This is a genomic window from Dehalogenimonas sp. NIT-SK1 (assembly GCF_055384165.1).
The window spans coordinates 473,565-494,409 of the sequence record NZ_AP042352.1; the positions used below are offsets into that span (position 1 = coordinate 473,565).

23 protein-coding genes, 1 tRNA gene, 1 pseudogene and 1 riboswitch are annotated in these 20,845 nt (G+C 48.2%); of the genes and pseudogenes, 12 read left to right on the forward strand and 13 right to left on the reverse strand.

Features of this window, described 5'->3' with window-relative positions:
* The first annotated feature begins 96 nt into the window (after positions 1–96).
* Positions 97–1,638, forward strand: coding sequence for an MFS transporter (locus tag ACZ48S_RS02555; protein ID WP_464213763.1), 1,542 nt, complete (start codon positions 97–99; stop codon positions 1,636–1,638).
* Here the strand turns inward: ACZ48S_RS02555 and acpS are convergent.
* Genes acpS through nuoE form a run of 4 tightly spaced genes read right to left on the reverse strand, consistent with a single transcriptional unit; the run spans position 1,635 to position 7,029 of the window.
* Positions 1,635–1,997 carry a holo-ACP synthase gene (gene acpS, locus ACZ48S_RS02560; protein WP_464213765.1) on the reverse strand — a complete coding sequence of 121 codons (363 nt, stop codon included), beginning with the start codon at positions 1,995–1,997 and terminating at the stop codon, positions 1,635–1,637. The genes ACZ48S_RS02555 and acpS overlap by 4 nt on opposite strands.
* Complete coding sequence (gene fdhF / locus ACZ48S_RS02565; RefSeq protein ID WP_464213767.1) at positions 1,994–4,669, reverse strand: formate dehydrogenase subunit alpha; 2,676 nt, start codon at positions 4,667–4,669, stop codon at positions 1,994–1,996. The genes acpS and fdhF overlap by 4 nt, the downstream gene beginning before the upstream one ends.
* Positions 4,670–4,672: 3 nt before the next feature.
* Entirely contained in the window at positions 4,673–6,541 is a 1,869-nt protein-coding gene (locus ACZ48S_RS02570) for an NADH-ubiquinone oxidoreductase-F iron-sulfur binding region domain-containing protein (protein WP_464213769.1), read from the reverse strand.
* Entirely contained in the window at positions 6,532–7,029 is a 498-nt protein-coding gene (nuoE, locus tag ACZ48S_RS02575) for an NADH-quinone oxidoreductase subunit NuoE (protein WP_464213771.1), read from the reverse strand. The genes ACZ48S_RS02570 and nuoE overlap by 10 nt, the downstream gene beginning before the upstream one ends.
* Before the next feature lie 156 nt (positions 7,030–7,185).
* Here nuoE and ACZ48S_RS02580 point away from each other — a divergent pair.
* Positions 7,186–7,260, forward strand: a tRNA-Met gene (locus ACZ48S_RS02580).
* A 61-nt stretch (positions 7,261–7,321) separates the two neighbouring features.
* Here ACZ48S_RS02580 and thyX read toward each other — a convergent pair.
* Positions 7,322–7,936: an FAD-dependent thymidylate synthase gene (gene thyX, locus ACZ48S_RS02585; RefSeq protein WP_464213773.1), complete on the reverse strand. Its 615-nt coding sequence runs from the start codon at positions 7,934–7,936 to the stop codon at positions 7,322–7,324.
* A 115-nt stretch (positions 7,937–8,051) separates the two neighbouring features.
* Between thyX and ACZ48S_RS02590 the strand changes: the two genes are divergently transcribed.
* Both ACZ48S_RS02590 and ACZ48S_RS02595 read left to right on the forward strand, forming a co-directional pair.
* Positions 8,052–8,270: a hypothetical protein gene (locus ACZ48S_RS02590; protein WP_464213775.1), complete on the forward strand. Its 219-nt coding sequence runs from the start codon at positions 8,052–8,054 to the stop codon at positions 8,268–8,270.
* 11 nt (positions 8,271–8,281) lie between these two features.
* Positions 8,282–8,656: a metallopeptidase family protein gene (locus ACZ48S_RS02595; protein ID WP_464213777.1), complete on the forward strand. Its 375-nt coding sequence runs from the start codon at positions 8,282–8,284 to the stop codon at positions 8,654–8,656.
* A 6-nt stretch (positions 8,657–8,662) separates the two neighbouring features.
* Here the strand turns inward: ACZ48S_RS02595 and thiE are convergent, their stop codons facing one another.
* The gene (thiE, locus tag ACZ48S_RS02600) at positions 8,663–9,313 is read right to left on the reverse strand and encodes a thiamine phosphate synthase (RefSeq protein WP_464213779.1); all 651 of its coding nucleotides are present in this window, start codon (positions 9,311–9,313) and stop codon (positions 8,663–8,665) included.
* Between the two features lie 6 nt (positions 9,314–9,319).
* Positions 9,320–10,381 carry an AIR synthase family protein gene (locus tag ACZ48S_RS02605; RefSeq protein ID WP_464213781.1) on the reverse strand — a complete coding sequence of 354 codons (1,062 nt, stop codon included), beginning with the start codon at positions 10,379–10,381 and terminating at the stop codon, positions 9,320–9,322.
* Between the two features lie 82 nt (positions 10,382–10,463).
* Positions 10,464–10,568, reverse strand: a riboswitch (TPP riboswitch).
* Positions 10,569–10,673: 105 nt separating this feature from the next.
* On the opposite strand from ACZ48S_RS02605, the gene ACZ48S_RS02610 reads away from it, so the two are divergent.
* The 3 genes from ACZ48S_RS02610 to ACZ48S_RS02620 all read left to right on the forward strand — a co-directional run bounded on the left by ACZ48S_RS02610 (position 10,674) and on the right by ACZ48S_RS02620 (position 11,877).
* Positions 10,674–11,048 (forward strand): YtxH domain-containing protein, encoded by a 375-nt coding sequence (locus ACZ48S_RS02610; RefSeq protein ID WP_464213783.1) that lies wholly within the window; start codon positions 10,674–10,676, stop codon positions 11,046–11,048.
* A 30-nt stretch (positions 11,049–11,078) separates the two neighbouring features.
* Positions 11,079–11,333: a YtxH domain-containing protein gene (locus tag ACZ48S_RS02615; RefSeq protein ID WP_464213785.1), complete on the forward strand. Its 255-nt coding sequence runs from the start codon at positions 11,079–11,081 to the stop codon at positions 11,331–11,333.
* Positions 11,334–11,529: 196 nt separating this feature from the next.
* Complete coding sequence (locus ACZ48S_RS02620) at positions 11,530–11,877, forward strand: nitrous oxide-stimulated promoter family protein (RefSeq protein ID WP_464213787.1); 348 nt, start codon at positions 11,530–11,532, stop codon at positions 11,875–11,877.
* 15 nt (positions 11,878–11,892) lie between these two features.
* Here ACZ48S_RS02620 and ACZ48S_RS02625 read toward each other — a convergent pair whose 3' ends face one another.
* The 5 genes and pseudogenes from ACZ48S_RS02625 to ACZ48S_RS02645 all read right to left on the reverse strand — a co-directional run bounded on the left by ACZ48S_RS02625 (position 11,893) and on the right by ACZ48S_RS02645 (position 16,014).
* The gene (locus ACZ48S_RS02625; protein ID WP_464214530.1) at positions 11,893–12,267 is read right to left on the reverse strand and encodes a PDZ domain-containing protein; all 375 of its coding nucleotides are present in this window, start codon (positions 12,265–12,267) and stop codon (positions 11,893–11,895) included.
* Positions 12,241–12,369, reverse strand: a pseudogene (locus tag ACZ48S_RS02630) (glutaredoxin family protein); the annotation flags it as partial. The gene ACZ48S_RS02625 and the pseudogene ACZ48S_RS02630, both read right to left, overlap by 27 nt.
* 203 nt (positions 12,370–12,572) lie before the next feature.
* The gene (locus ACZ48S_RS02635) at positions 12,573–13,715 is read right to left on the reverse strand and encodes a GuaB3 family IMP dehydrogenase-related protein (protein WP_464213789.1); all 1,143 of its coding nucleotides are present in this window, start codon (positions 13,713–13,715) and stop codon (positions 12,573–12,575) included.
* A 131-nt stretch (positions 13,716–13,846) separates the two neighbouring features.
* Positions 13,847–15,439 (reverse strand): FMN-binding glutamate synthase family protein, encoded by a 1,593-nt coding sequence (locus tag ACZ48S_RS02640; RefSeq protein WP_464213791.1) that lies wholly within the window; start codon positions 15,437–15,439, stop codon positions 13,847–13,849.
* 206 nt (positions 15,440–15,645) lie between these two features.
* The gene (locus ACZ48S_RS02645) at positions 15,646–16,014 is read right to left on the reverse strand and encodes a methionine-R-sulfoxide reductase (RefSeq protein ID WP_464213793.1); all 369 of its coding nucleotides are present in this window, start codon (positions 16,012–16,014) and stop codon (positions 15,646–15,648) included.
* A 73-nt stretch (positions 16,015–16,087) separates the two neighbouring features.
* Between ACZ48S_RS02645 and ACZ48S_RS02650 the strand changes: the two genes are divergently transcribed.
* Entirely contained in the window at positions 16,088–17,290 is a 1,203-nt protein-coding gene (locus ACZ48S_RS02650) for a MalY/PatB family protein (protein ID WP_464213795.1), read from the forward strand.
* 6 nt (positions 17,291–17,296) lie between these two features.
* Here ACZ48S_RS02650 and ACZ48S_RS02655 read toward each other — a convergent pair whose 3' ends face one another.
* On the reverse strand, positions 17,297–18,238 hold the full coding sequence (locus tag ACZ48S_RS02655; protein WP_464213797.1) for a diacylglycerol/lipid kinase family protein: 942 nt from the start codon (positions 18,236–18,238) through the stop codon (positions 17,297–17,299).
* A 210-nt stretch (positions 18,239–18,448) separates the two neighbouring features.
* Here ACZ48S_RS02655 and ACZ48S_RS02660 point away from each other — a divergent pair, with 210 nt between their 5' ends.
* Genes ACZ48S_RS02660 through ACZ48S_RS02675 form a run of 4 tightly spaced genes read left to right on the forward strand, consistent with a single transcriptional unit; the run spans position 18,449 to position 20,844 of the window.
* A complete protein-coding gene (locus ACZ48S_RS02660) occupies positions 18,449–18,925 on the forward strand; it encodes an HIT family protein (protein WP_464213799.1) in 477 nt (158 codons plus the stop codon).
* Positions 18,922–19,173: a PLD nuclease N-terminal domain-containing protein gene (locus ACZ48S_RS02665; protein WP_464213801.1), complete on the forward strand. Its 252-nt coding sequence runs from the start codon at positions 18,922–18,924 to the stop codon at positions 19,171–19,173. Before ACZ48S_RS02660 ends, ACZ48S_RS02665 begins: the two co-directional genes overlap by 4 nt.
* Positions 19,151–20,086 carry an ABC transporter ATP-binding protein gene (locus ACZ48S_RS02670; protein ID WP_464213803.1) on the forward strand — a complete coding sequence of 312 codons (936 nt, stop codon included), beginning with the start codon at positions 19,151–19,153 and terminating at the stop codon, positions 20,084–20,086. Before ACZ48S_RS02665 ends, ACZ48S_RS02670 begins: the two co-directional genes overlap by 23 nt.
* Entirely contained in the window at positions 20,083–20,844 is a 762-nt protein-coding gene (locus ACZ48S_RS02675; protein ID WP_464213806.1) for an ABC transporter permease, read from the forward strand. Before ACZ48S_RS02670 ends, ACZ48S_RS02675 begins: the two co-directional genes overlap by 4 nt.
* Position 20,845 lies beyond the last annotated feature (1 nt).

The following is a 20,845-nucleotide window of genomic DNA, read 5'->3' on the forward strand; positions in this document are numbered from 1 at the left end:
AATTTATCAAGCGCAATGTGTTAATGCGTAACTTATAACGTGATACAATGGGCCGTTAATTACAGTATTCAGGCGCTGGCAGAGGCAAAGGTGGTAATGATAATCCGAAATAAGTGGGCAGTATTGACCGTGTTGTGCATCGCCCTGTTCATGGTCAATCTTGATGTCACCATTGTAAATATCGCGCTACCTGATATTATGGAAAACTTGCCGGCTTCACTGGCGGACGCTGAGTGGGTGCTCAACGCGTATGTAATGGTTTTTGCCATGCTTTTGATCACCATGGGCCGTTTGGGTGATATATTCGGCCGGAAACGGTTGTTTATCAGTGGGCTGGTAGTTTTTACCCTCTCTTCGTTCATATGCGGCATTGCTCAGGACATAAATTGGCTAATATCCGGACGGGCGCTGCAGGCGGTAGGCGGTGCCGCCATGATGCCGGCTACTCTTTCCATTCTCAACGTGACCTTTCAAAAAGGGCACCGTGGTTTAGCCATGGGTATCTGGGGAGCCTCGGCCGGCGCAGCGGCCGCTATGGGGCCGCTTATCGGGGGTGTACTGGTAGGCAACCTTGGTTGGCAGTGGGTTTTTCTGGTGAACCTTCCGATCGGCCTGGCAACGCTGGTAGCGGCAGTAAAAATCTTGCCTGAATCAAGAGATTCCAAAGTCAGTCGAAAAATAGATATTCCGGGTATCGCGGCCGCTTCTATATTTTTAGGTTCTCTCAGCTTTGCCTTGATTGAAGGACAGGCTTATGGTTGGACGTCACTACTTATCCTGAGTTTATTCGGTATCAGTGTTCTGGCCCTGGTTTCTTTCATTTTCATTGAAGCTAAAGGTCCGGCGCCGCTTATTCCCATCAGGTTTTTTAGGGATATAACTTTTTCCGCCGGTAATATACTGGGTCTTCTGGTAATGTTCTGTCTGGTGGGTTTTATATTTCTGACGGTAATTTATCTCCAGGCTGTCCGGGGTTTTTCCGCCATGGAAACCGGGCTTATCGTATTGCCGCTGCCACTGGCGCTGATGATAGTTTCGCCCTTGGCCGGACGTTTGGCTGACCGCATCCAGATGCGGTGGTTAATGTCGGCGGGAATGCTGATGGTGGCCTTGGCCTTCTCATTATTAGCTCAAGTAAATCCGGAAATTAGCGGCCAGGCCTTTATTGGACCGCTGGCGTTAGCCGGATTGGGGTTAGGTTTGGTCATGGCTCCCCTCAGCGCTATAGTCATGGCTTCCGCGCCGGTTGCCAGTTCCGGTGCGGCCTCGGGAATTCTTACTACTATGCGGCAAGTTGGGGCGACTCTGGGTATTACCGTGCTGGGCGCGATTCTGCAGTTCAATATGGTGAAGAATCTGCGGTTGTTCTTCGAAGGTGTTCCTTTTATGCCGCAGACAGCCAAGGATGCCATACTGGAGGGAGTTAGTCATGGCGGCATGGGTGTTGCGGTTACTAAAGACGCGCCAGAATTTTTAAAGCTCCTGATAGAACAGGTGATGACAGAACAATTCACTCTGGCTCTAAGCACAACATTAACCACGGCGATGTATATCTGTATTGTCGGGGCGATAGTTGCTTTGTTCTTGAATTATCATCCGCGGCGGCAACAGGAGCGCCTTGCGCCTCATAAGGGTTAAGCCACCAGCCCGGATACTACGGCGGCGGCATGCTCACGGCTATGGGACAAGCTGACCGCCAACTCACTTATGCCCATTTCCGCAGCAATAGATTTTGCCCGCCCATACAGCGTAATTTCCGGTCGCATGCCCGATTTGGAGATTATCTCGATATCATGGTAGACGAGTTCGCGGCAGCCCAAGGCTTTAACTGCGGCTTCTTTAGCGGCGAATCTGGCGGCCAATGATGGAGTATTATTACGGTAAAGCTCTATTTCCCGGTCGGTATAAATGCGCTTAAGAAAGGCAGACCCCCAGCGGTTGAGCGCTAGTTCAATACGGTGTATTTCGATAATATCAATACCCAGGTACTGTTTCATCGGTTCTTTGCTTTTTCTGCCTTTTCAAGACGTATGGCAGCCACTTTAAGTTCAGGTATTCCGGCAATGGGGTCAGTAGCCGGATTTGTCAGGAGGTTAGTAGATGTTTCCGGAAAATGGAAGGTCATGAATACTACTCCGGCTTTTAGGCTACTACTTACCCTGGCTGATGCGGTAACCGAACCTCGCCGTGAGCTGATTCTTATAGTATCGCCGTTGTTGATACCAAGCCTGTCAGCGTCTTCCGGTGAGATTTCTAAAATTTCATCAGGCTGAAGCTCTGTAAGTCCTTTTACCCGCCTGGTCATGCTTCCGGTGTGGAAATGATACGTGTTGCGTCCGGTGGTCAGGATTAAAGGGTAGTCTTTATCCGGCAATTCAACCGGCGGCCGGAATTCAACAGCTTGAAAACTTCCTTTACCGCGGTTGAAACCGGCAGCGTGCAGTATTGGGGTGCCCGGATGATCTTCGGCCGGACAAGGCCACTGCAAACCATCATTTTCCAGCCGTTTATAGGTAATTCCGGCATACAACGGGTTTATACTCCGCATCTCATTGAAAATTTGTGCTGGACCGGTATAGTTGAATCCTTTACCTCCGAGGCGTTTGCCGATTTCGGTCGTGATCCACCAATCCGGTCTTGATTGCCCAGGTGGCGGTACGGCAAAGCGGACTCTCTGCACCCGGCGTTCAGTATTAGTGAATGTCCCGTCTTTTTCAGCAAAACTTGCCGCCGGCAGGACAACGTGAGCCATCTCAGCAGTTTCAGTGAGGAACATATCCTGCACTATCAGCAGCTTAAGTTTAGAGAGGGTAGTCCTGACGCGGTTAAGGTTCGCTCCGGCAGAAGCAATGTTTTCACCGATTACATATAGAGCTTTTATCTCACCACGATCGATGGCATCCAGGGTTTCGGTCAAATTCAGTCCGGGTTGCTGTGGCAAAGATACTCCCCAGGCCTTTTCAAATTCAACTCTTGAGGCTACATCAATTACTTTCTGATATCCGGGGAATACATCCGGAAGAGCTCCCATATCGCAAGCACCCTGGACATTATTTTGGCCGCGCAGCGGATTGACTCCGCTGCCGGGTTTACCGATATTTCCGGTTAGCAAGGCCAGGTTTGCTACCATGCGGACATTATCTGTCCCGTGGCTGTGCTGAGTCAGGCCCATGGCGTAGAATATACCTGCCGGTTTTGCTGAAGCATATAAAGACGCCGCTTCCTGAATTTTGTCTAGTGATATCCCCGTTATCCTGGCGGCATTTTCAAGTTCAAAACTCCGGAGTGATTCGACAAGGTCAGTAAAATTATCGGTGTGATGGGAAATATAAGCTTCATCATACATCTTTTGGTCGATAATGATTTTGCATATAGCCGAAAGAAGCATCACATCGGTGCCCGGCGCCGGTTGCAGGAAAATGTCGGCTGAATTAGCCAATGGGATTTTAACTGGATTGATCACTATGAGTTTAGCCCCACTCTTAACAGCCTGTTTGAGTTCAAAACCGATTATCGGGTGAGTTTCAGTAGTATTGGCACCAATGACAAGGAAACACTCAGATTTTGCCATGTCATTGATTGAATTGGTCATCGCTCCCGATCCGAAAGCAGCGGCTAAACCGGCGACAGTAGGGCTGTGGCATAGACGGGCGCAGTGGTCAATGTTGTTGGTACCCAAAACGGCACGAGTCAGCTTTTGCGCAACGTAGTTATCTTCATTGGTTGCTTTTGCTGATGCGATGACAGCGATCTCTCCCGGTTGGTATCGAGCCAATTTGGAACAAACATATTCTAGCGCTTCATCCCATTCGGTCTGAATAAAATCAAGGCTATTTCTGATGAGCGGGTCGGTCAGTCTTTCCTTGTGGTGTACGAAATCTTTTATGCCGAAACGGCCTTTGGCACACAGCCTTCCTTTAGAAACCGGGTTAGAATGGTCACCTTCTACACCGATGATTTTATCGTCGCGTATTTGCAGCTTCAACCCACAACCAACCCCGCAGTAAGAGCATACTGTTGTAACCTGACGTTCGGCTTCAGCGTATTCGTTGGGAATTAATGCGGCTACCGGGCAATGAGCTACACATTCGCCGCAGGAACGGCAGTTGGTTTCCGAGAGTGGCATATCAGCGGCAGTACCTACCCGGCTCTGGTAACCTCGGTTAACAATCTCAATGGCGTTATTGCCGGTAATCTCGTCACAAGCGCGAGTGCAGCGACCGCAAAGGATGCAGTAATTCCGGTTTAAGCGGAAGAAGGGATTGGAGTCATCAATTGATTGAATTCGGCCGGAATGCGGTAATTTACGTTCAGTAAAACCAAGATATGCGGCCACTTTTTGCAGTTCGCATCTTTGATTTTTGACACAGGTTAGGCATTCCAGCGGATGTTCAGCCAGCATCAGGTCAAGAATAGAACGTCGGGCTGCTGTAAGTAGCTGAGAGTCCGTGCGAACCTTCATTCCTTCAGCAGCGAGTGTGGTGCAGGCAGTCAGCAAGCCTTTCATTCCATCAATTTCAACGATGCACAACCGGCAGCCGCCATAGGGCTTAAGGTCCGGAGCGTAGCATAAATTCGGAATATATATACCATTATCGAGCGCCACCTCCAGCACAGTCTGGCCTTCAACAGCTGAAATTTGGCGATCATTAATCGTGAGTTTCAACATAGTTTAAATTACGGCAACCGCGTCAAGTTTACAGGTATCCCGGCAAATACCGCAGCGGTTGCACCTGTCCTGATCTATGATCACCGGGGTTTTTTTGGCAACGAAAGAAATAGCTTGGGTGGGGCATTTATTTACGCATAATCGGCATCCGTTGCATCTCTCCGTTACTATTGAATAAGATATCAATGCCTTGCAGACACCAGCAGGGCATTTTTTATGATGAATATGAGCTTCATATTCATCAAGGAAATATTTAAGGGTAGTCAACACTGGATTGGGCGCAGTTCTACCGAGAGCGCATAATGAAGAACTTTTTATATGTCCGGCCAATTCTTCCAGCAGTGGTATATCATTCTGTTTGCCGTTGCCCTGGGTAATGCGTTCAAGTATGTTCAGCATCTGGTGGGTGCCAAGCCGGCAGGGAGTACATTTACCGCATGATTCTGACTGAATAAAAGACAAAAAGTAGCGGGCGATATCTACCATGCAAGTAGCTTCGTTCATGACGACCATGCCACCAGAACCCATAATAGCACCGGAATGCAGCAATGATTCATAGTCGAGGCGAGTGTCGAGCAACGCGGCAGGCAGACAACCTCCCGATGGTCCTCCGATTTGAACTGCTTTGAGGTTTTTGTTGTCCGGGATGCCTCCCCCGATGCCGAAAACAGCATCCCGTAGCGTTATTCCCATGGGGACTTCAATAAGCCCCATGTGGTTTACGTTGCCAGCCAGAGCAAAAACACTAGTACCTTTGCTTACAGCCGTGCCGACCGCCGCATAATCCGCGGCGTTGCCGGCCAGAATATAAGAAACCATGGCCAGTGTTTTAACATTATTAATGTTGGTGGGTTTACCCCAGAGACCGGCACTAGCCGGGAAAGGCGGGCGTGTCCGAGGCATACCGCGTTTGCCTTCAATGCTGGCAATCAATGCGGTTTCTTCACCGCAGACAAACGCACCCGCTCCTTCTTTAATTTGAATATCAAAGTCAAAATCGGTTCCCATTATATTATACCCAAGCAAGCCCATGTCCCGTGCCTGCTTTACGGCATGCTTAACGGTTGAAACGGCCAAGGGATATTCAGCGCGTACGTATATGTAACCATGTGTCGCACCCACCCCGTAGGCGGCAAGGATCAGGCCTTCTATCACCGAGTGTGGATCACCTTCCAGTATTGACCTGTCCATAAATGCACCGGGGTCACCCTCGTCAGCGTTGCAGATGACATATTTACAGTTACTTGAGGCATCATAACAGTACTGCCATTTGATCCCAGTAGGGAATCCAGCGCCGCCGAGCCCACGGAGCCCAGATTCCTTAATTTCGTCGATGACCTGCTGCGGAGTTAATCCGGTAAGCACCCGATGAAGGGCTGAATAACCGCCGCGGGCAATATAATGACCGATGCGAAGTGGATTAATGTAACCGCAGTTTCGCAGTGCGATACGTTTTTGTCCTTTAAACATGGGCATGTCTTCAAGAGAAGGAATCCCGTTCACCTTCCCTTTACCAATGGTGCAAAGTGCCAAATCAGGCCTGGGGTTGCCATTTACAATATAATCTTCAATCAATTGCCCGGCTTTTTCCGGAGTCATAAAACCGTAACTTATGCGGGGTTGACCGGATAAAACAATGTCCATGGTGGGTTCCGCATAACACATACCGAAACAACCGACCCGGGTTACTGTTGCTTTAATTTGAAGCTTTTCAAGGGTGTTATTGATCCCATCCAGGACACTCATGGCCCCGGATACCTTGCCGCAAGTTGCGGTGCCGATGAGAATATGAGGTACACAACTGTCAATAAGTGATTGCCATTCCGTTTCAGATTCAGCCTTGACGGTCGGGAAATCAAGTATTACCGACATTTGCAGCCCTTCCCCAGTTTCTGCTTCTTGGTAACGGCATCAAGCACGCGGGCAGCAGTTGTACGTCCGTGAATTTCATCATTAACCAGTATTACCGGTGCCAAAGCACAGGCACCCATGCAGGCGACGGTATCCAATGAGTATTCAAGGTCCGGGGTAGTTTCTCCAGGTTTAATTTGCAGATGCCGCTGAAGTTCATCGATAATCCGTTCTCCGCCGCCGACATGGCAGGCAGTGCCGCAACAGACTTTGATGCTGTTTCGGCCCGGGGGTTGAAATTTGAACTGAGTGTAAAATGAGGCGACGCTGTACACTGTGCTTTCAGAGAGTTTGAGGTATTCAGCGGCTGCAGATATCAGTTCTTCCGGCAAATAACCCACTTGATTCTGGAAATACTGCAACATAGGAATGAGTTCTGAGCGGTTGCGGTCGAATTTAGATGGGACCGATTTGAAAATATCTTGGAACAAAGGTTTTTCAGCCGTCATGTAACCGCCTGAACTGTTAGAATAACTCTAAGGGTAACTAATAATAAACGCCTGTATTATAGGTTATTAATCCTTTGGCGGCAAAGAGTTATTACTGCTTACGTTTAATTGTTTGACATTAAGCCACCAAAGATGCCATACTAAGTGGTTGTTTGACGCGGGGTGGAGCAGTGGCAGCTCGTCGGGCTCATAACCCGAAGGTCATAGGTTCGAATCCTATCCCCGCTACCAATGAAAGTAAAACAGGCACATTAAAAAAAGTGCCTGTTTTTTTGTTAGCTGAAACACCGCACTACAAATCACCGAATATCTTTGGCGCCTGAGCTTTCATTATTTCCTTGATGGCGTTGACCACAGCACGCATTTCGGGCAGCGCTGCCGGGCCGGATCGTAGGTTAATGATATGTCTTATTTCCCGGAAGTTCCAGGTGCAGATTATTTCCGTACTGCAGGCATTGGGCAGTACATAGCGGGCAATTTCTGCTTTTACTCCCGAATTTATCAATTTTTTGTAAGCATCCCAGGCGGAATTCATTGATTCCTGATATATGTCCGGAGCGCCACTGATTTCTCCCAGCTCGGGTGGGGTGATGAATTCGGCCGTAGTTTCTTTAACATACCGTTGACTGCGCTGTGAATAGGCGGCGATCCGGTGACGAACTAATTCGTGGGTCAATGCTCTGGATGCTCTAATAAAAAAAGTTGCCGAGGCATGTTCTACCAAGCTTTCATGACCCTGTTTGATCCTGGTCTGAAGCCAGTTTTCGTTGCTCCCCTGTTTATCACCACTGGCATAGCACAAACGGCCAGCCTGTTCGGTTAACTCTTCAGCGTCCGGGGTAATGGCCAGCAGTTTAACCTCAATACCGTAATCGATCATTATTACCTCGCTTGTTGAATCAGGCATTATAACATCGACTGACGCTGTTGGTCACGTATGGTTAATGGCAAAGCGTCCTGGTCGGGGCTTCATGAATCCGTGTTTTTAAAGGTGTTATAATGTTGCTTAATAGGTGGTATATATGCCGGATATTAATGATTATTTGTTGAAGTATCGTCAGGAAGAGTCTCAGCTTTTGGCCCGCAGGAAGAAACTATTGAGTCAGAAACTGCTGGTGGACCGTGTTTTCACAACCGAAGCTGTGCGGCAGCGTAAAGAACTTGAACAGGAACTGACGGCAGTTGAGCGGCGGATAACAGATATCCGCTTTATACTGGGAGAAAACACGAGTGCTAACTGAATGATTGATTTATGAACAGAGACCGCTTTTCGTCTTTAGTTGTTCGGGCATTGGATAATCTGCCGGAAGAATTCATAGAGTTGATGGATAATGTTGAAATAGTGGTGGATGACTATCCTGAGCCTCATCAACTTGATGGTGTTGACCGGAATGAGTTGCTGGGGTTATACGAAGGGGTGCCCTTAATTGAACGCGATACTAATTACAGTCTGGTATTGCCGGATAAGATAACCATTTTCCAGAAGCCCATAGAGTCATTCTGCTCATCAGATGAAGAAATTGTAAATCAGGTTGAAAAGACGGTGCGTCATGAACTGGCCCATCATTTTGGTATGGATGACGATGAACTAGACCTTATTGAGTCCGCATGGCAAGAAGAAACATAAGTTTAGTTATTGTCTTTTTGCCGCTTTTATGATTGCTCTGATTGTTGTTACTTTTTGTGGTATGTCCGGGGCACTGACCAGTTCGGAAACCATAGCCATATAACAGGTGCCAAGCCGGACCAATTCCGGAATATTTTCAGCCTTGATACCGCCGATGGCAACCACAGGCAGCCGGCTGTGCCGCAGCGCATAATCCAGCAGTGATATACCTCCGGGTTCCGCGGCATCGCATTTTGTGTTGGTATAAAAAACGGGGCCAACTCCCAGATAATCAATGTTCGCAGCACTTAAGGCCGTATCAATTTCATCGGTGGTGGTAGCCGAAAACCCTATTATTTTATCCGGACCAATCAAGTGCCTGGCTGCTTCCGGCGGTAGATCATTCGGCCCCAGGTGTAGTCCGTCAGCATCTGAAGCGACGGCTAGTTCCGCATCATCATTAATGATAAAACAGGCGTTGTGACGGCGGCATAACCGGCGTATATCCTGACACTCTTGGTGTTTTTGGTAACTGCTAAAGTTTTTTTCCCGATATTGAATAATCTTAATCCCGGCCTCCAGCAATTGTCGGGCTGTTTCAATATTATTTCGCCCCAATGAATGCATGCTTGACAGCACGGCATATATATCGGTATCCGGGAGTCTGTGCGGGCTCATTTATTCTTAATCCTCAGATGTACCGGCGGCTTTATAAAAAGCCCTCCAGAAAGGATCGACAATAGGGTGCTCTAAACTGGATTCCCTGCCTTTCTCAACAAGTGTCATGCCGGTTTCGGCAGGTGTTAATTCTCCGACTATTGAGGCGGGTATGTTTTTGCCGTTGAGCGCTTTTACAACTGAATCGGCCTTATGGGGCCGGCAGGTTATTATTAGACTGCCTTCACTGATGGAAGCGTAAGGGTCAATCTCAAATAGCTGACAGATCTCCATTATTCCATCCAGTACAACTATCTTGTCCTTGTCAATACGCGCACCAAGTCCGGCGGCATGGGCTACTTCAAAAAGTCCTCCCCAAATACCGCATTCGGTGGCGTCATGCATGGAAGTAACCCCATCTTCACGGACACCAACGGAAACCGCTGTCATGGCATCTTCGATGACAGACATTTGATAAAAAATCCCTTCGGCTTTGATGGCAAAATCAGCTCCGTATTTTTCGGCAATTATTCCAGGGAACATGGCAGCAAATATACCACAGGCTTCAATAGCCGGTCCTTTGGTTATGATTATGCTGTCACCGGCTTTAGCAAAACGCGGAGTAACATATTCATCTAGATTGCCTATTCCTACCATGGTTGCTCCCCCAACGAATGGGTAGTGGCACCCTTCATAACGGGCAGTGTGACCGGTGATTATATTGATATCCATTTTGCGGCATTCCTGATGAATTGTATCCCACATTATAGACAGTTCTTCTTTAGTTATCTCCATTGGTAGATTGAGGTCAATCGAAAGATATTTAGGCTTTAAACCGCTTGTAGCGGAATCGGATGCAATAATGTGTACCGCAAACCAGGCGGCCCGTTCCCAACCGTATTGCGGCACAATGAAAACGGGATCAGTAGTGAAAGAAACGGCCTGTCCACCGATTTCAGCGATGCCGACATCAACTCCATGTTGCGGACCGACCAGTGTTTTATCACTTGTTGCGCCAAGCCGGGGAAAAATTATCTCTTTAAAGATGTCCGGTGAAATTTTACCGATTTCCGGCATTTCTGCACTCATAACAGTTCTTCTCCTTTTTGATGACATGGAGTTAAACTTATGAGACTGAGGCGGATGAAAAAACCAGAAGACTATTCTTCTGGTCAAGTAATTGCTACTTCCCTACGCTCGCATTACCGAGACCAGGTTCCAAGGGTCGCCCTTACCAGACGGGACTCTCAGCCTCCAAGCTCCCCCAGTAACTATATTAAATTATGGTTATATGTTAACAGTTAGGCGTCAGCTTGGCAACCTGATGAATCCAGATGTTATAAATACAGAAAAGTTCGATTTAAAAGATTAGATTTGACAAGTGTATGATATAATATTATTAGGAATAAGTATTGCAGAATCTGAAAATACCGATAGGTTAAGAAATAACCTTGAGACTAGTTTAGCGTTGGAAATTACAAAACAGGGAGGTATAAAATATATGAGCAACAACTCCAGCAGTGATTTGATGTCAGGTTTGTTTACCGGATTGATTATTGGTATCGGCTTGGGTTTACTTTATGCGCCACGCTCCGGTCACGAGCTAAGAGATGACCTTAAACATCGTACGGCTGAGATTCGGGCTCGCGCCGAAGAATTGGGGGACCATTTGATTGATAGGGCAGAAGAGATAGGTGACGATGTCAGACACCATATCAAGAGGCCTAGTTTAAAGGTGAATGACACTGCTTGTTGATAAGGTTGGATATTGTAAAGGAGGTAAGCTATGAATAATGACACTATCAGTGGCTTGGTTTTTGGCCTTTTGGCTGGTACCGCTCTTGGCTTGGGTTTTGGTTTGTTATATGCGCCTCAATCGGGCCGAAGAACCCGTCGGGAACTGCAGAAGCAAGCTCACGAATTCCGTGGTAAAGCCGAGCACTTTAGCGACGTAGTTAAGAGTCGTGCTGAAGAAGTCGGGGATACCGTATCTAAAGGTGCTGAAAAGTATCGACGTGAAGTTAAATCCAAATTGGGTTAGTTGGATTTAACGGTCTGGAACAAGGTAGACACTCAACATTTAGGCCGGTTTGCCATTCATTAGAGACGGTTTACCAGTCAGTAAACGATTCGATAACTTGGCTAGTCGGGCTTGTCAGCTACGGGTGATTAGCACCTGATCAGCGGTGGTCCGGCTAACCAAGTATTATTTTCAGTCCTCGCCGATAGGTAATTATATGACAGAGCAGTCTCATGAAAATCTTGATGCCTTCCCCCGGCTCAAACGCGAAGCCGCGACCGTGGCTAAGATGATAAGTATGTATTGCCGGGATAACCATCGACGTCCAGAAAATTGCCCTGAGTGTCAAAAGTTAACCGAATATGCATTGAACCGATTGATAAAGTGCCCATTCGGTGAAGGCAAGACAGCCTGTTCAAAATGTCCTGTGCATTGCTACAAACCTGAATTACGCGAGCAGATAAGGCTGGTAATGCGATACGCCGGGCCTCGGATGACGACGCGGCATCCGGTAATGGCTATTCAGCATCTTATGGACCGGCAACGAAAGAAACCTTTAGAATAACACTAGCTATATCCATCAGAGTAACCCCTCGGCCTGATGAGACTCTCCAGCCCGGATGAACTTAATTTTTATTCGGGCTCCCTTTTGTAAATTTTTGAGCACCTTGTTCATATCCGCAGTGTTATTTATGGTCGTTGAGTTGAAGCCGGTGATGATGTCTCCGGTTTTTAAACCGGCAGAGGCGGCCGGCAAACCGGCGCGTACGGAGCCTATGTAGACCCCCTTTTCTGTTTTTAGACCATGCTTGGATGTATATAATTCAGCATCAGTAACGGAAGCACCGAATTGTGGCGCGGATGTTTTTGCCGCCCGGCTAAGGTGATATTCAAGTTGTTGTTGATTGAAGCCGACCACCAGGTTACCGTCTATTTCAGTTACCGGTACTGCCATTTGCCCGGTCTTGCGAGCGAGTTGCTGGGCGGCGACGGCATCTCGAGAAACATCAATCTCTTGGAAAGAAATACCTCGTTGTGAAAGGAACCCCTTCACGGTTCGGCAGTGTGGTCAGGTTTGTGTTGTATAGACAGTCACTTTCATAAGGTGTTTATTCCTCAGAAATCCTAAAATATACTCGCAGTTTTTACTAGATTACAAACAAATTATATCATAAATCTGGAATATGCCCGTGCTGTTGAAAAATGAAAAAAAGATGGGAACAATTCGTTCCCATCTTTTTTTACTGGCTGACCGGAAAGCTATACGCTGTTTGTTAACTGGTAACTCTTGCCTTCAGTTGTAATTGCTGGGGCGATAACCATTTCAGCCTGTTGCATTTCATTGATATTGGCTGCTCCACAGACACCCATAACGGTTTGCAGCGCGCCAACAAAATTTTGAGTGCCGTCAACGACAGAAGTAGGGCCGAATAATATTTGTTCCAAGGTGCCGGTGGTGCCGACTTTAATGCGGGTTCCTCGCGGTAGTGAAGGATGGGGATGGCTCATGCCCCAGTGATAACCCAGCCCCGGAGCTTCTTTAGAACGCGCTATAATAGAACCGAACATTGCGGCATCAGCTCCGGCGGCAATAGCTTTGCAGAAATCCCCACCTTTTTTGAAACCGCCGTCAGTTATTATGGCAACTCGGCGGCCGGTTTCAGCGAGGTACTTTTCCCTGGCTGCCGCACAGTCCATGGTAGCGGTGATCTGAGGTACTCCCAAACCGAGCACTTCACGGGAAGTACAGGCGGCACCCGGCCCAACGCCCACAAAAATACCGGATACACCTTCCCGCATCAGTTCCAGTGATGCTGAATAACTGACGCAATTGCCGACCACTACCGGAATATCTATACTGGCACAGAGTTCGGAAAAAATAAGCCCTCGGTAACTCTTTGAAACATGGCGGGCGGTAGTAACCGTAGAAGCGACTACCAGTATATCAGCTCCAGCTTCGGAAATTATCGGTGCTAATCGTTTGGCGTTTGCCGGCATAACGGCTACGGCAGCAACGCCGCCGCCATCTTTGACGGCTCTGATCCTTTCAGCGATCAACTCTTCTTTGATAGGTTCGGTATATATTTTCTGTAACAGCGCTGTTACTTCGGACTGAGGCGTTTCTGCAATCTGCGCCAACACGGCTTCAGCGTCATGATAGCGGGCTTGTATTCCTTCACCGTGAATTACCGCCAGCCCGCCTAATTTACTCATTCTGATTGCCATGTTTACATCTGTTACGGCGTCCATGGCAGCTGCTACCACCGGAATTTTAAATTCAATATCACCGATTTTAAAACTTACATCCGTCTGTTCGGGATTGATGGTTACGTCGCCGGGAACTATAGCAACTTCGTCGAATCCATAAGAACGGCGGAGCTCTTTAAATTGGGGATGGGTCATTCAGGCCTCCTTGTTTAAGGAAGAATTATAGCAACAACGAGTATTCATGGTCAATATTGTTAGGGGTAACTGGATAAAAAACCGGGTGTCCAGAATAGGACACCCGGTTAAAGTCAGGAACTTAATACAGGCTAACTGTCCAGTACATCCATAGCTTCCTGGCGGTATGCCTCCATGACGTAGGGGATACCGGTAACCTTGGCACATTCTTCGGTGAGTGACATAATCTCACGCCGGGTAATGGCCGGTAAGTTAAAACATCTAGCGCCAGCCATTAATTGTTGCAAGCCTACTTTGAGCTTTTCCGCGTAGCTGTAGATACCAATTGCTCCAAGCGGGATATTTTTAATCTCCTCGGCACCGACCAATTCTTTAACGTCTTCATAGTGAACAAAAATTTCTTCAACTGATGAACCGAATTGACCGACAGTGCGCGGTAATTTACCTTCAGCGAGCCAACCGGAGATATTTTTGCCGACCATTCCCGGTATCATCAAAGCCCTGCCCATACACACAGCTTTAGTGAATGGAGCACCGAGAGCCAATGCTTTGAATATGCCGTCTTCGCTGGAAAAGCCACCAGCAAAGGCTAAATCAGGTACTTTTTCACCTTTGTCGGATAGTTTCTTGGCAAACTCATAAGCTGCCGCGTGCAGGTAAAGACTGGGGACGCCCCATTCCTCCATCATACGCCACGGGCTCATGCCAGTTCCGCCCGGTGCGCCGTCGATGGTGAGAAGGTCAATTTTTGCCTTGGAACTCCATTTAATAGCCATAGCCAGTTCACGCAACGAATAGGCGCCGGTTTTGAGGGTTATCCGGGTAAAACCAATCTTTCGTAGGCGTTCAACCTCTTCCATAAAGCTCTCTTCACTGATGAATCCGAGGCGGCTGTGGCGTTCAAATTCCTTTAGTGATCCATCATTGAAGGCATCTACATTGACATGATCAGATGGGTCCGGAGTAACAATATAACCCCTGTATTGCAGTTCCCGGGCCCTTTCCAGGCTGTTGACTTTGATCTCACCACCGATGCACTTCGCCCCCTGACCCCATTTGAGCTCAATTGTTTTTAATCCATGCTTGTTATGAACGTATTCCGCTACCCCTAGACGTGTATCCTCGACGTTCAATTGGACTAGTATCTCACCCATGTCGCGATGATACCGATGATAGGTTTCTATACGGCGATCCATATCCGGTGATTTGGCTACTTTGCCGTTCGAGTCAATTTCCAACGCCGGGTCAATACCGCAAACATTTTCGCCGCAAACCAGGGTTACACCGGAAATAGCAGCCCCCACTGCAAAATGTTCCCAATATTTTCGAGCAATTTCGGTAGAACCGAGCGCACCGGTGAAAACCGGAACACGCATTTTGACCTTCTGGTCCCACCCGTATTCAGTGGTGGTATCCACGCAGGGGAATGTTGCGGTATCCGGGTCTGCCACAACCCCTTCGGCAAGACCACGTCCTCCAAAGGCATATCCCTGAATGTTTAGGTGGGAATAGTCAAGAGGATAATCTTTATCTGCTCCGGCTGTTACATTACCGAAAGGGCCGGGATAAATGAGTTCACGACCTCTGAAAGTAGATTTGAAGACCTCGCAGTTTCCGGTACAGTCATCGGTGCAGCGAGAACAAAGACCGCTCATGGGGACAACATTTTTGGAACGGTTGGTAGTTTGGGTGGCATCATTAGCGTTGGGGCGTTGTAGATTCATAGAAAAACTCCTTTATTGATATACTGATACGGCAATAGATTGCCGTATATAGACGGTCGTATTATTACCAGTATGTTACATGATTGTCAAGAATATTTTAGGTATTTGCTGTGACGGTTTGGTTTATTAATATTTGGCAATAGAGGGCTTAAGGGATAGTTTATTAAGCGCTGTGTTCTCTGAAACTAAAGAATTAAAATTTTCAGCTATATTCCTGTTTCAGGTATCAACTTAATGGAAAGGGAATTAACACAGTGCCGAGTGTTTTTAGGAGTAAAATTCTCTCCGGTAAAAACATGACCCAGGTGGCCGCCACAAGCGGCACAGAGTATCTCGGTCCTCCTTCCGTCGGCATCAGGGACTCGGGTTACTTGTCCGGGGATCTCTGCATCGAAACTGGGCCAGCCGCATCCGGAGTGGAATTTACTGTCTGATTGGTAAAGTGGATTATTGCAGCGGCGGCATACATAAGTTCCTGAAGTGACGGTATTTTCATACTCACCAGTAAACGGAGGTTCCGTTCCCTTATTGATAATAACGTCCTCTTCCTCAGGAGTTAGTTTGTTGTATTCCACTTTCATACCTCCAAGGTCTTATAATAATATTATTACTGCTCACTTCTTAAATCAATATAATACCGGAGAAATTATGATGAAATATGGTTTTGATCGGCTGATACCGCGCGTTGGTACCAATTCCGTTAAATGGGATATGAGAAAAGAAAAATTCGGGCGGGAGGATGTTATCCCGCTGTGGGTGGCGGATATGGATTTTCCGGTGGCGCAACAGATTACTGAAGCACTGCGGCGACGCACCGATCACCCAGTTTATGGTTATTCACGACCAGCCCAATCGCTTATTGATACTATCATTAACCGCCTGCAACTCAAATATGGCTGGACGGTTCGGCCTGAATGGCTGGTTTTTACTCCCGGTGTAATTCCGGCAGTAGCGGCGGCGCTGCGCGCTTACACTCATCCCGGTGACTCGGTGGTTATGGGTGCTCCGGTTTATCATCCATTCTGGTCAGTATTGCCGGATGCCGGGTGTAGAATTGCCGTAAACTCATTAAAACTGGAAAATGGTTGCTATAAAATGGATTATCAAGATTTAGTACGACATTTTACTTCCGATAGAAGCCTGTTTCGGTCGCAGCCGCCGGCAAAAGCGATGCTGTTGTGTAATCCGCATAACCCGGTAGGGAGGGTCTGGAGCCGGCAGGAATTGATGGAAGCTGGAAATATCGCAATAGAAAATGGAGCGGTGGTTATTTCTGACGAAGTTCATTGCGAACTGCTCTTTGACGGGGTGAAGCATACGCCGTTTGCCAATATATCGGATGAATTTGCTCAGAATTCCCTGGTATGCATGTCGGCCAGCAAGACATTTAACCTGGCTGGATTGGCAGCGTCGGTCATCATCATTCCGAATCCAAAATTGAGATTGGAATTTCAGCGCGCCCGAGGCGCTATCATGCCGCAACCGGATATTATGGCGATGACAGCGCTCGAAGCGGCTTTTCGTGATGGCGATGAATGGCTGGGACAACTTCTTGATTACCTGCAAGAAAATTTAGATTATTTGGTCAGCTACTTTAAAGACAGAGTCCCGGAAATTAAAGTTATAAAACCCGAAGGGACTTACCTGGTCTGGTTAGACTGCCGTGGCCTGGGCCTGGATAAAAAACAACTGCGGGAATTTTTCATTTATGAGGCAGGAGTGGGGCTGGATGACGGCAGTGCTTTTGGTCCCGGGGGAGAAGGTTTTCAAAGAATGAATATTGCCTGCCCTAAAGCAACATTGGCTGAGGCTTTGGAGCGAATCGAGAAAGCTGTCAAGGAATTAGGCTGAAATCATTTAGATAATAATATTCAATGCTCCGGGCAATAGTGACAACCGGAAAGCTCCTTCTCCGATTATTTCACCATCAGCTTGAAGCAGCAACCTTTCGGTGGAAGACAAAGTTATGGTGGCGGCGCGTTCAATTTTTACCTTGGGATGGGTGATATGAGTACCCCCATACACCCTGGGAAAAGCCTGAATAAGTTCCATTTTTCCGATGTCCCCGATAGTTAATACATCAAAGAGCTGGTCACCCATTTCGGCATCTGGGGCAACCTTCATGCCACCGCCGAAATAGTTGCCGTTGGCGATAATCACTGAAAGAGCCTGGTGAATCTTCTCTTCAGATTCATCACATTTAATACTCACCGGACGGTTGCGGTAACCGAAGAGAGTTGCGCCGACGCTTAAAAAATAGGATATCGGCCCGCGCAGAAATCGGGCTATCCGTTTTTTCGCTTCCGCCGCTTCAGCGTCAAAACCGACCCCGGCGGCATTGACGAAGTAACGCCGTCTTTCCTCTCCTTTGTCATTCCATTCTATTAAGCCGACATCAACCTTGAGTCTTTGGCGACTGAGCAGGTGATGGCAGGCTCGATTGGAATTGCGGGGAATGCCCAAAGACCTGACGAAATCGGAACCGGTGCCGGTATTTATGATACCCAGGTCAACCGGGGTGACCGGTTCAGCATATTGTGTTGCCGGCGGAGCTGACAAAAGGCCGTTCACTACTTCATTTATGGTGCCGTCGCCGCCTACGGCGACTACATATTTATAACCCTGACTTGATGCTTCCGCAGCCAGTTCAATACCATGACCTACCTGTTCAGTGAAGACATGGTCGTACTGGATAGCCAGTTTATCCAACTGGCTTTTGATACGAGGCCAGCGGCGGATGGTGGTTCCAGAACCCGCGGCAGGATTGACGATAATTTTTGTACGGTGTTTGTCGGGCATTTCCAGCCTCTCATGCCTATTGTCGAGTACCATGAATTCTACCATAACCCGGAAGTCTTGGTAGGCAATTCTATACTGGCCTAAAGACCAGTATAAAACACGACTGTTGACTATTGTTCACCCACTGTTTCAAAGATACTATATTGTTGCTTGACAGAATATTTAGCGAGGTATAGTATTTCGTAAAATAGCGAAATAAAAGGAAAATATATGGATCAACTTTGGGCGCCATGGAGAGCCAAATTATTTGAAAATCACAAGAGTGACGGCTGCATCTTTTGTGAATTACCGCAGCAGGAAGATGATGAAAAAACGCTTATCCTGTATCGTGGGAAAGAAGCGTTTATTATCATGAACGCTTATCCATACGCCTCCGGTCACCTTATGATAGTACCGTTCCGTCACGCCAGTCGTTTGTCCGAACTCACCTCTGATGAGAGACAAGAGATAATAGACCTGACCGCCATGTGCGAGGACGTGCTTACGCGAGGCATGAAACCAGAAGGCTTTAATGTCGGTTTTAACCTGGGAAGATCAGCCGGCGCCGGAGTGGATAAACATCTTCACTGCCATATTGTGCCGCGGTGGGTTGGTGATACTAATTTCATGCCGACACTGGGTGAAACCAGGGTAATCAATGAGTCACTGGAAGCGACCTATATAAAAATCAAGGAGTTAATGCCATGACTGATGAGACGCTGGCTTTAATCAAGGATCTGCTACCGCTGCTGATACCGATTATCATTATCGAGTTGGCGCTTCTGATTGTTGCCCTTCTGGACCTTTCCAAGCGGCAGAAAGTTAAAGGTGAGAGTAAACTGCTGTGGGTGCTGCTGATAATATTCGTTAATCTTATCGGTCCCATCGTATACCTGGTATGGGGTCGTCACGGAGAAGGTGAGGAGGGCCCGTATGATTCCGGTTATCAGAACTGAAAATCTGTCCAAGCGTTTCGGCGATATAGCGGCAGTGGACAATCTCAACCTGGAAGTACCGGACAAGGCTGTTTTTGGGTTCCTGGGTCCGAACGGAGCCGGTAAAACGACAACAGTAAAAATGATGATAGGTCTTTCGAGCCCGTCTGAAGGCCGGACTTTTATCGCCGGAGATGAAGTAGTGCCGGGTTCGGTGGATGTGAGACGAAATTTCGGTTTTCTACCGGATGTGCCGGCGTTTTACGATTGGATGACCGGCCGGGAATACCTCAAATTCGCCGGTGAACTCTACAATATAAGATACCCTGAACTTGGAAAGCGAATTGAGGAAATCCTTGATATCGTGGAGCTTAGAAAGGCCGGCAGCCGCAAGGTAGGGGGGTATTCCCGAGGCATGAAGCAGCGCCTCGGAATAGCCCAGGCCATGCTCCATAAGCCAAAAGTCCTGTTTCTCGATGAGCCGACCAGCGCCCTTGACCCCATAGGCCGCCGGGATGTACTGGACCTCATTGGTCGTCTGCAGGAAGAAGCCACGGTTTTCATGTCAACCCATATTCTGTCGGATGTTGAACGGGTCTGCGATTCAGTCGGCATTATCAATGAGGGCAAGCTGGTGCTTACCTCGACTGTGGAAGAACTGCGCAATAAGTATGCCCGCTCCGTCTTTGAAGTCGAGTTTGCCGAGGATTATGGAGAATTTATTACGACCCTGGAGAAGCAGACTTGGTTTGTAAAATCGGAAAGGATAACGGATAACTCCGGTACGGGGACGCGTATCACTACCAGCGACGTAGCCGCGGCGCGCCGGGAATTACCGCGCCTGATTGCCGCCAGCAATCTGACGCTGCTGCGTTACGAACTGACCCAGCCAAGCCTGGAAGATATATTTGTTGAGGTGGTAAAGAAGGCATGAAAGGTTTCAAAACTCTTTTATCCAAGGAATGGCGGGAGCAGTTAAAGACCTTTCGCCTGTTAATCGTGTCCGGTATATTCCTTTTTTTCGGGTTGCTGACGCCGGTAATGCTGAAATACCTGCCGGAAATTATAAAACTGGCCGGCGAGGACCTGGGTGGTATTACGATTCCGCCGCCAACCGCCCTGCAGGCGTTAACTGAATATTCGGCCACCGCTCTTCAGATGGGGCTGCTGGTGGCGGTGTTGATCAGCATGGGAGCCATCGCTGGAGAACGCCGCAGCGGTACCGCTGCCATGACTCTTTCAAAACCGGTCAGCACCGGCGCATTCGTGACAGCCAAGCTGCTGGCTCTAAGTATCAGTTTTATCATCGGGCTGGTTATCGGCGGCATAGGCGCATACGGCTATACCTGGATGCTCATTGGCGAGGGCAACCTGGGCGGTTTTATCGCCCAGAACGGTCTGATGGCGGTGTACCTGGTATTTTGCATAACCTTGACACTGATTTTTTCGGCGGTATTCAAAAACTCACTGGCTGCCGGCGGTGTATCCATCGCGGTGCTGCTCGGCACCTCGGGCCTGGGAGCGGTACCGTGGCTGGGAAGGGTTATGCCCGGCTCACTCAACAGCTGGGGCAACCACCTCATTTCCGGCCAGGGCGGTGGTGCTGAGTGGTTGGCGCTGGGGGTGACGCTGGCGTTCATAATCCTGGGTACTTACCTGGCGGCCCGGATACTCCAGGGCAAGGAAATCTAGG

Coding starts and splice junctions, on each gene's coding strand:
- fdhF (WP_464213767.1), bottom strand. CDS start 4,669: ATGTTGAAACTCACGATTAATGATCGCCAAATTTCAGCTGTTGAAGGC.
- ACZ48S_RS02655 (WP_464213797.1), bottom strand. CDS start 18,238: ATGCCCGACAAACACCGTACAAAAATTATCGTCAATCCTGCCGCGGGT.
- ACZ48S_RS02615 (WP_464213785.1), top strand. CDS start 11,079: ATGAATAATGACACTATCAGTGGCTTGGTTTTTGGCCTTTTGGCTGGT.
- ACZ48S_RS02590 (WP_464213775.1), top strand. CDS start 8,052: ATGCCGGATATTAATGATTATTTGTTGAAGTATCGTCAGGAAGAGTCT.
- ACZ48S_RS02670 (WP_464213803.1), top strand. CDS start 19,151: ATGATTCCGGTTATCAGAACTGAAAATCTGTCCAAGCGTTTCGGCGAT.
- acpS (WP_464213765.1), bottom strand. CDS start 1,997: ATGAAACAGTACCTGGGTATTGATATTATCGAAATACACCGTATTGAA.
- ACZ48S_RS02660 (WP_464213799.1), top strand. CDS start 18,449: ATGGATCAACTTTGGGCGCCATGGAGAGCCAAATTATTTGAAAATCAC.
- ACZ48S_RS02675 (WP_464213806.1), top strand. CDS start 20,083: ATGAAAGGTTTCAAAACTCTTTTATCCAAGGAATGGCGGGAGCAGTTA.
- ACZ48S_RS02665 (WP_464213801.1), top strand. CDS start 18,922: ATGACTGATGAGACGCTGGCTTTAATCAAGGATCTGCTACCGCTGCTG.
- ACZ48S_RS02570 (WP_464213769.1), bottom strand. CDS start 6,541: ATGTCGGTAATACTTGATTTCCCGACCGTCAAGGCTGAATCTGAAACG.
- ACZ48S_RS02620 (WP_464213787.1), top strand. CDS start 11,530: ATGACAGAGCAGTCTCATGAAAATCTTGATGCCTTCCCCCGGCTCAAA.
- ACZ48S_RS02605 (WP_464213781.1), bottom strand. CDS start 10,381: ATGAGTGCAGAAATGCCGGAAATCGGTAAAATTTCACCGGACATCTTT.
- ACZ48S_RS02595 (WP_464213777.1), top strand. CDS start 8,282: ATGAACAGAGACCGCTTTTCGTCTTTAGTTGTTCGGGCATTGGATAAT.
- ACZ48S_RS02555 (WP_464213763.1), top strand. CDS start 97: ATGATAATCCGAAATAAGTGGGCAGTATTGACCGTGTTGTGCATCGCC.
- ACZ48S_RS02640 (WP_464213791.1), bottom strand. CDS start 15,439: ATGAATCTACAACGCCCCAACGCTAATGATGCCACCCAAACTACCAAC.
- ACZ48S_RS02625 (WP_464214530.1), bottom strand. CDS start 12,267: ATGGCAGTACCGGTAACTGAAATAGACGGTAACCTGGTGGTCGGCTTC.
- thyX (WP_464213773.1), bottom strand. CDS start 7,936: ATGCCTGATTCAACAAGCGAGGTAATAATGATCGATTACGGTATTGAG.
- nuoE (WP_464213771.1), bottom strand. CDS start 7,029: ATGACGGCTGAAAAACCTTTGTTCCAAGATATTTTCAAATCGGTCCCA.
- ACZ48S_RS02635 (WP_464213789.1), bottom strand. CDS start 13,715: ATGACCCATCCCCAATTTAAAGAGCTCCGCCGTTCTTATGGATTCGAC.
- thiE (WP_464213779.1), bottom strand. CDS start 9,313: ATGAGCCCGCACAGACTCCCGGATACCGATATATATGCCGTGCTGTCA.
- ACZ48S_RS02650 (WP_464213795.1), top strand. CDS start 16,088: ATGATGAAATATGGTTTTGATCGGCTGATACCGCGCGTTGGTACCAAT.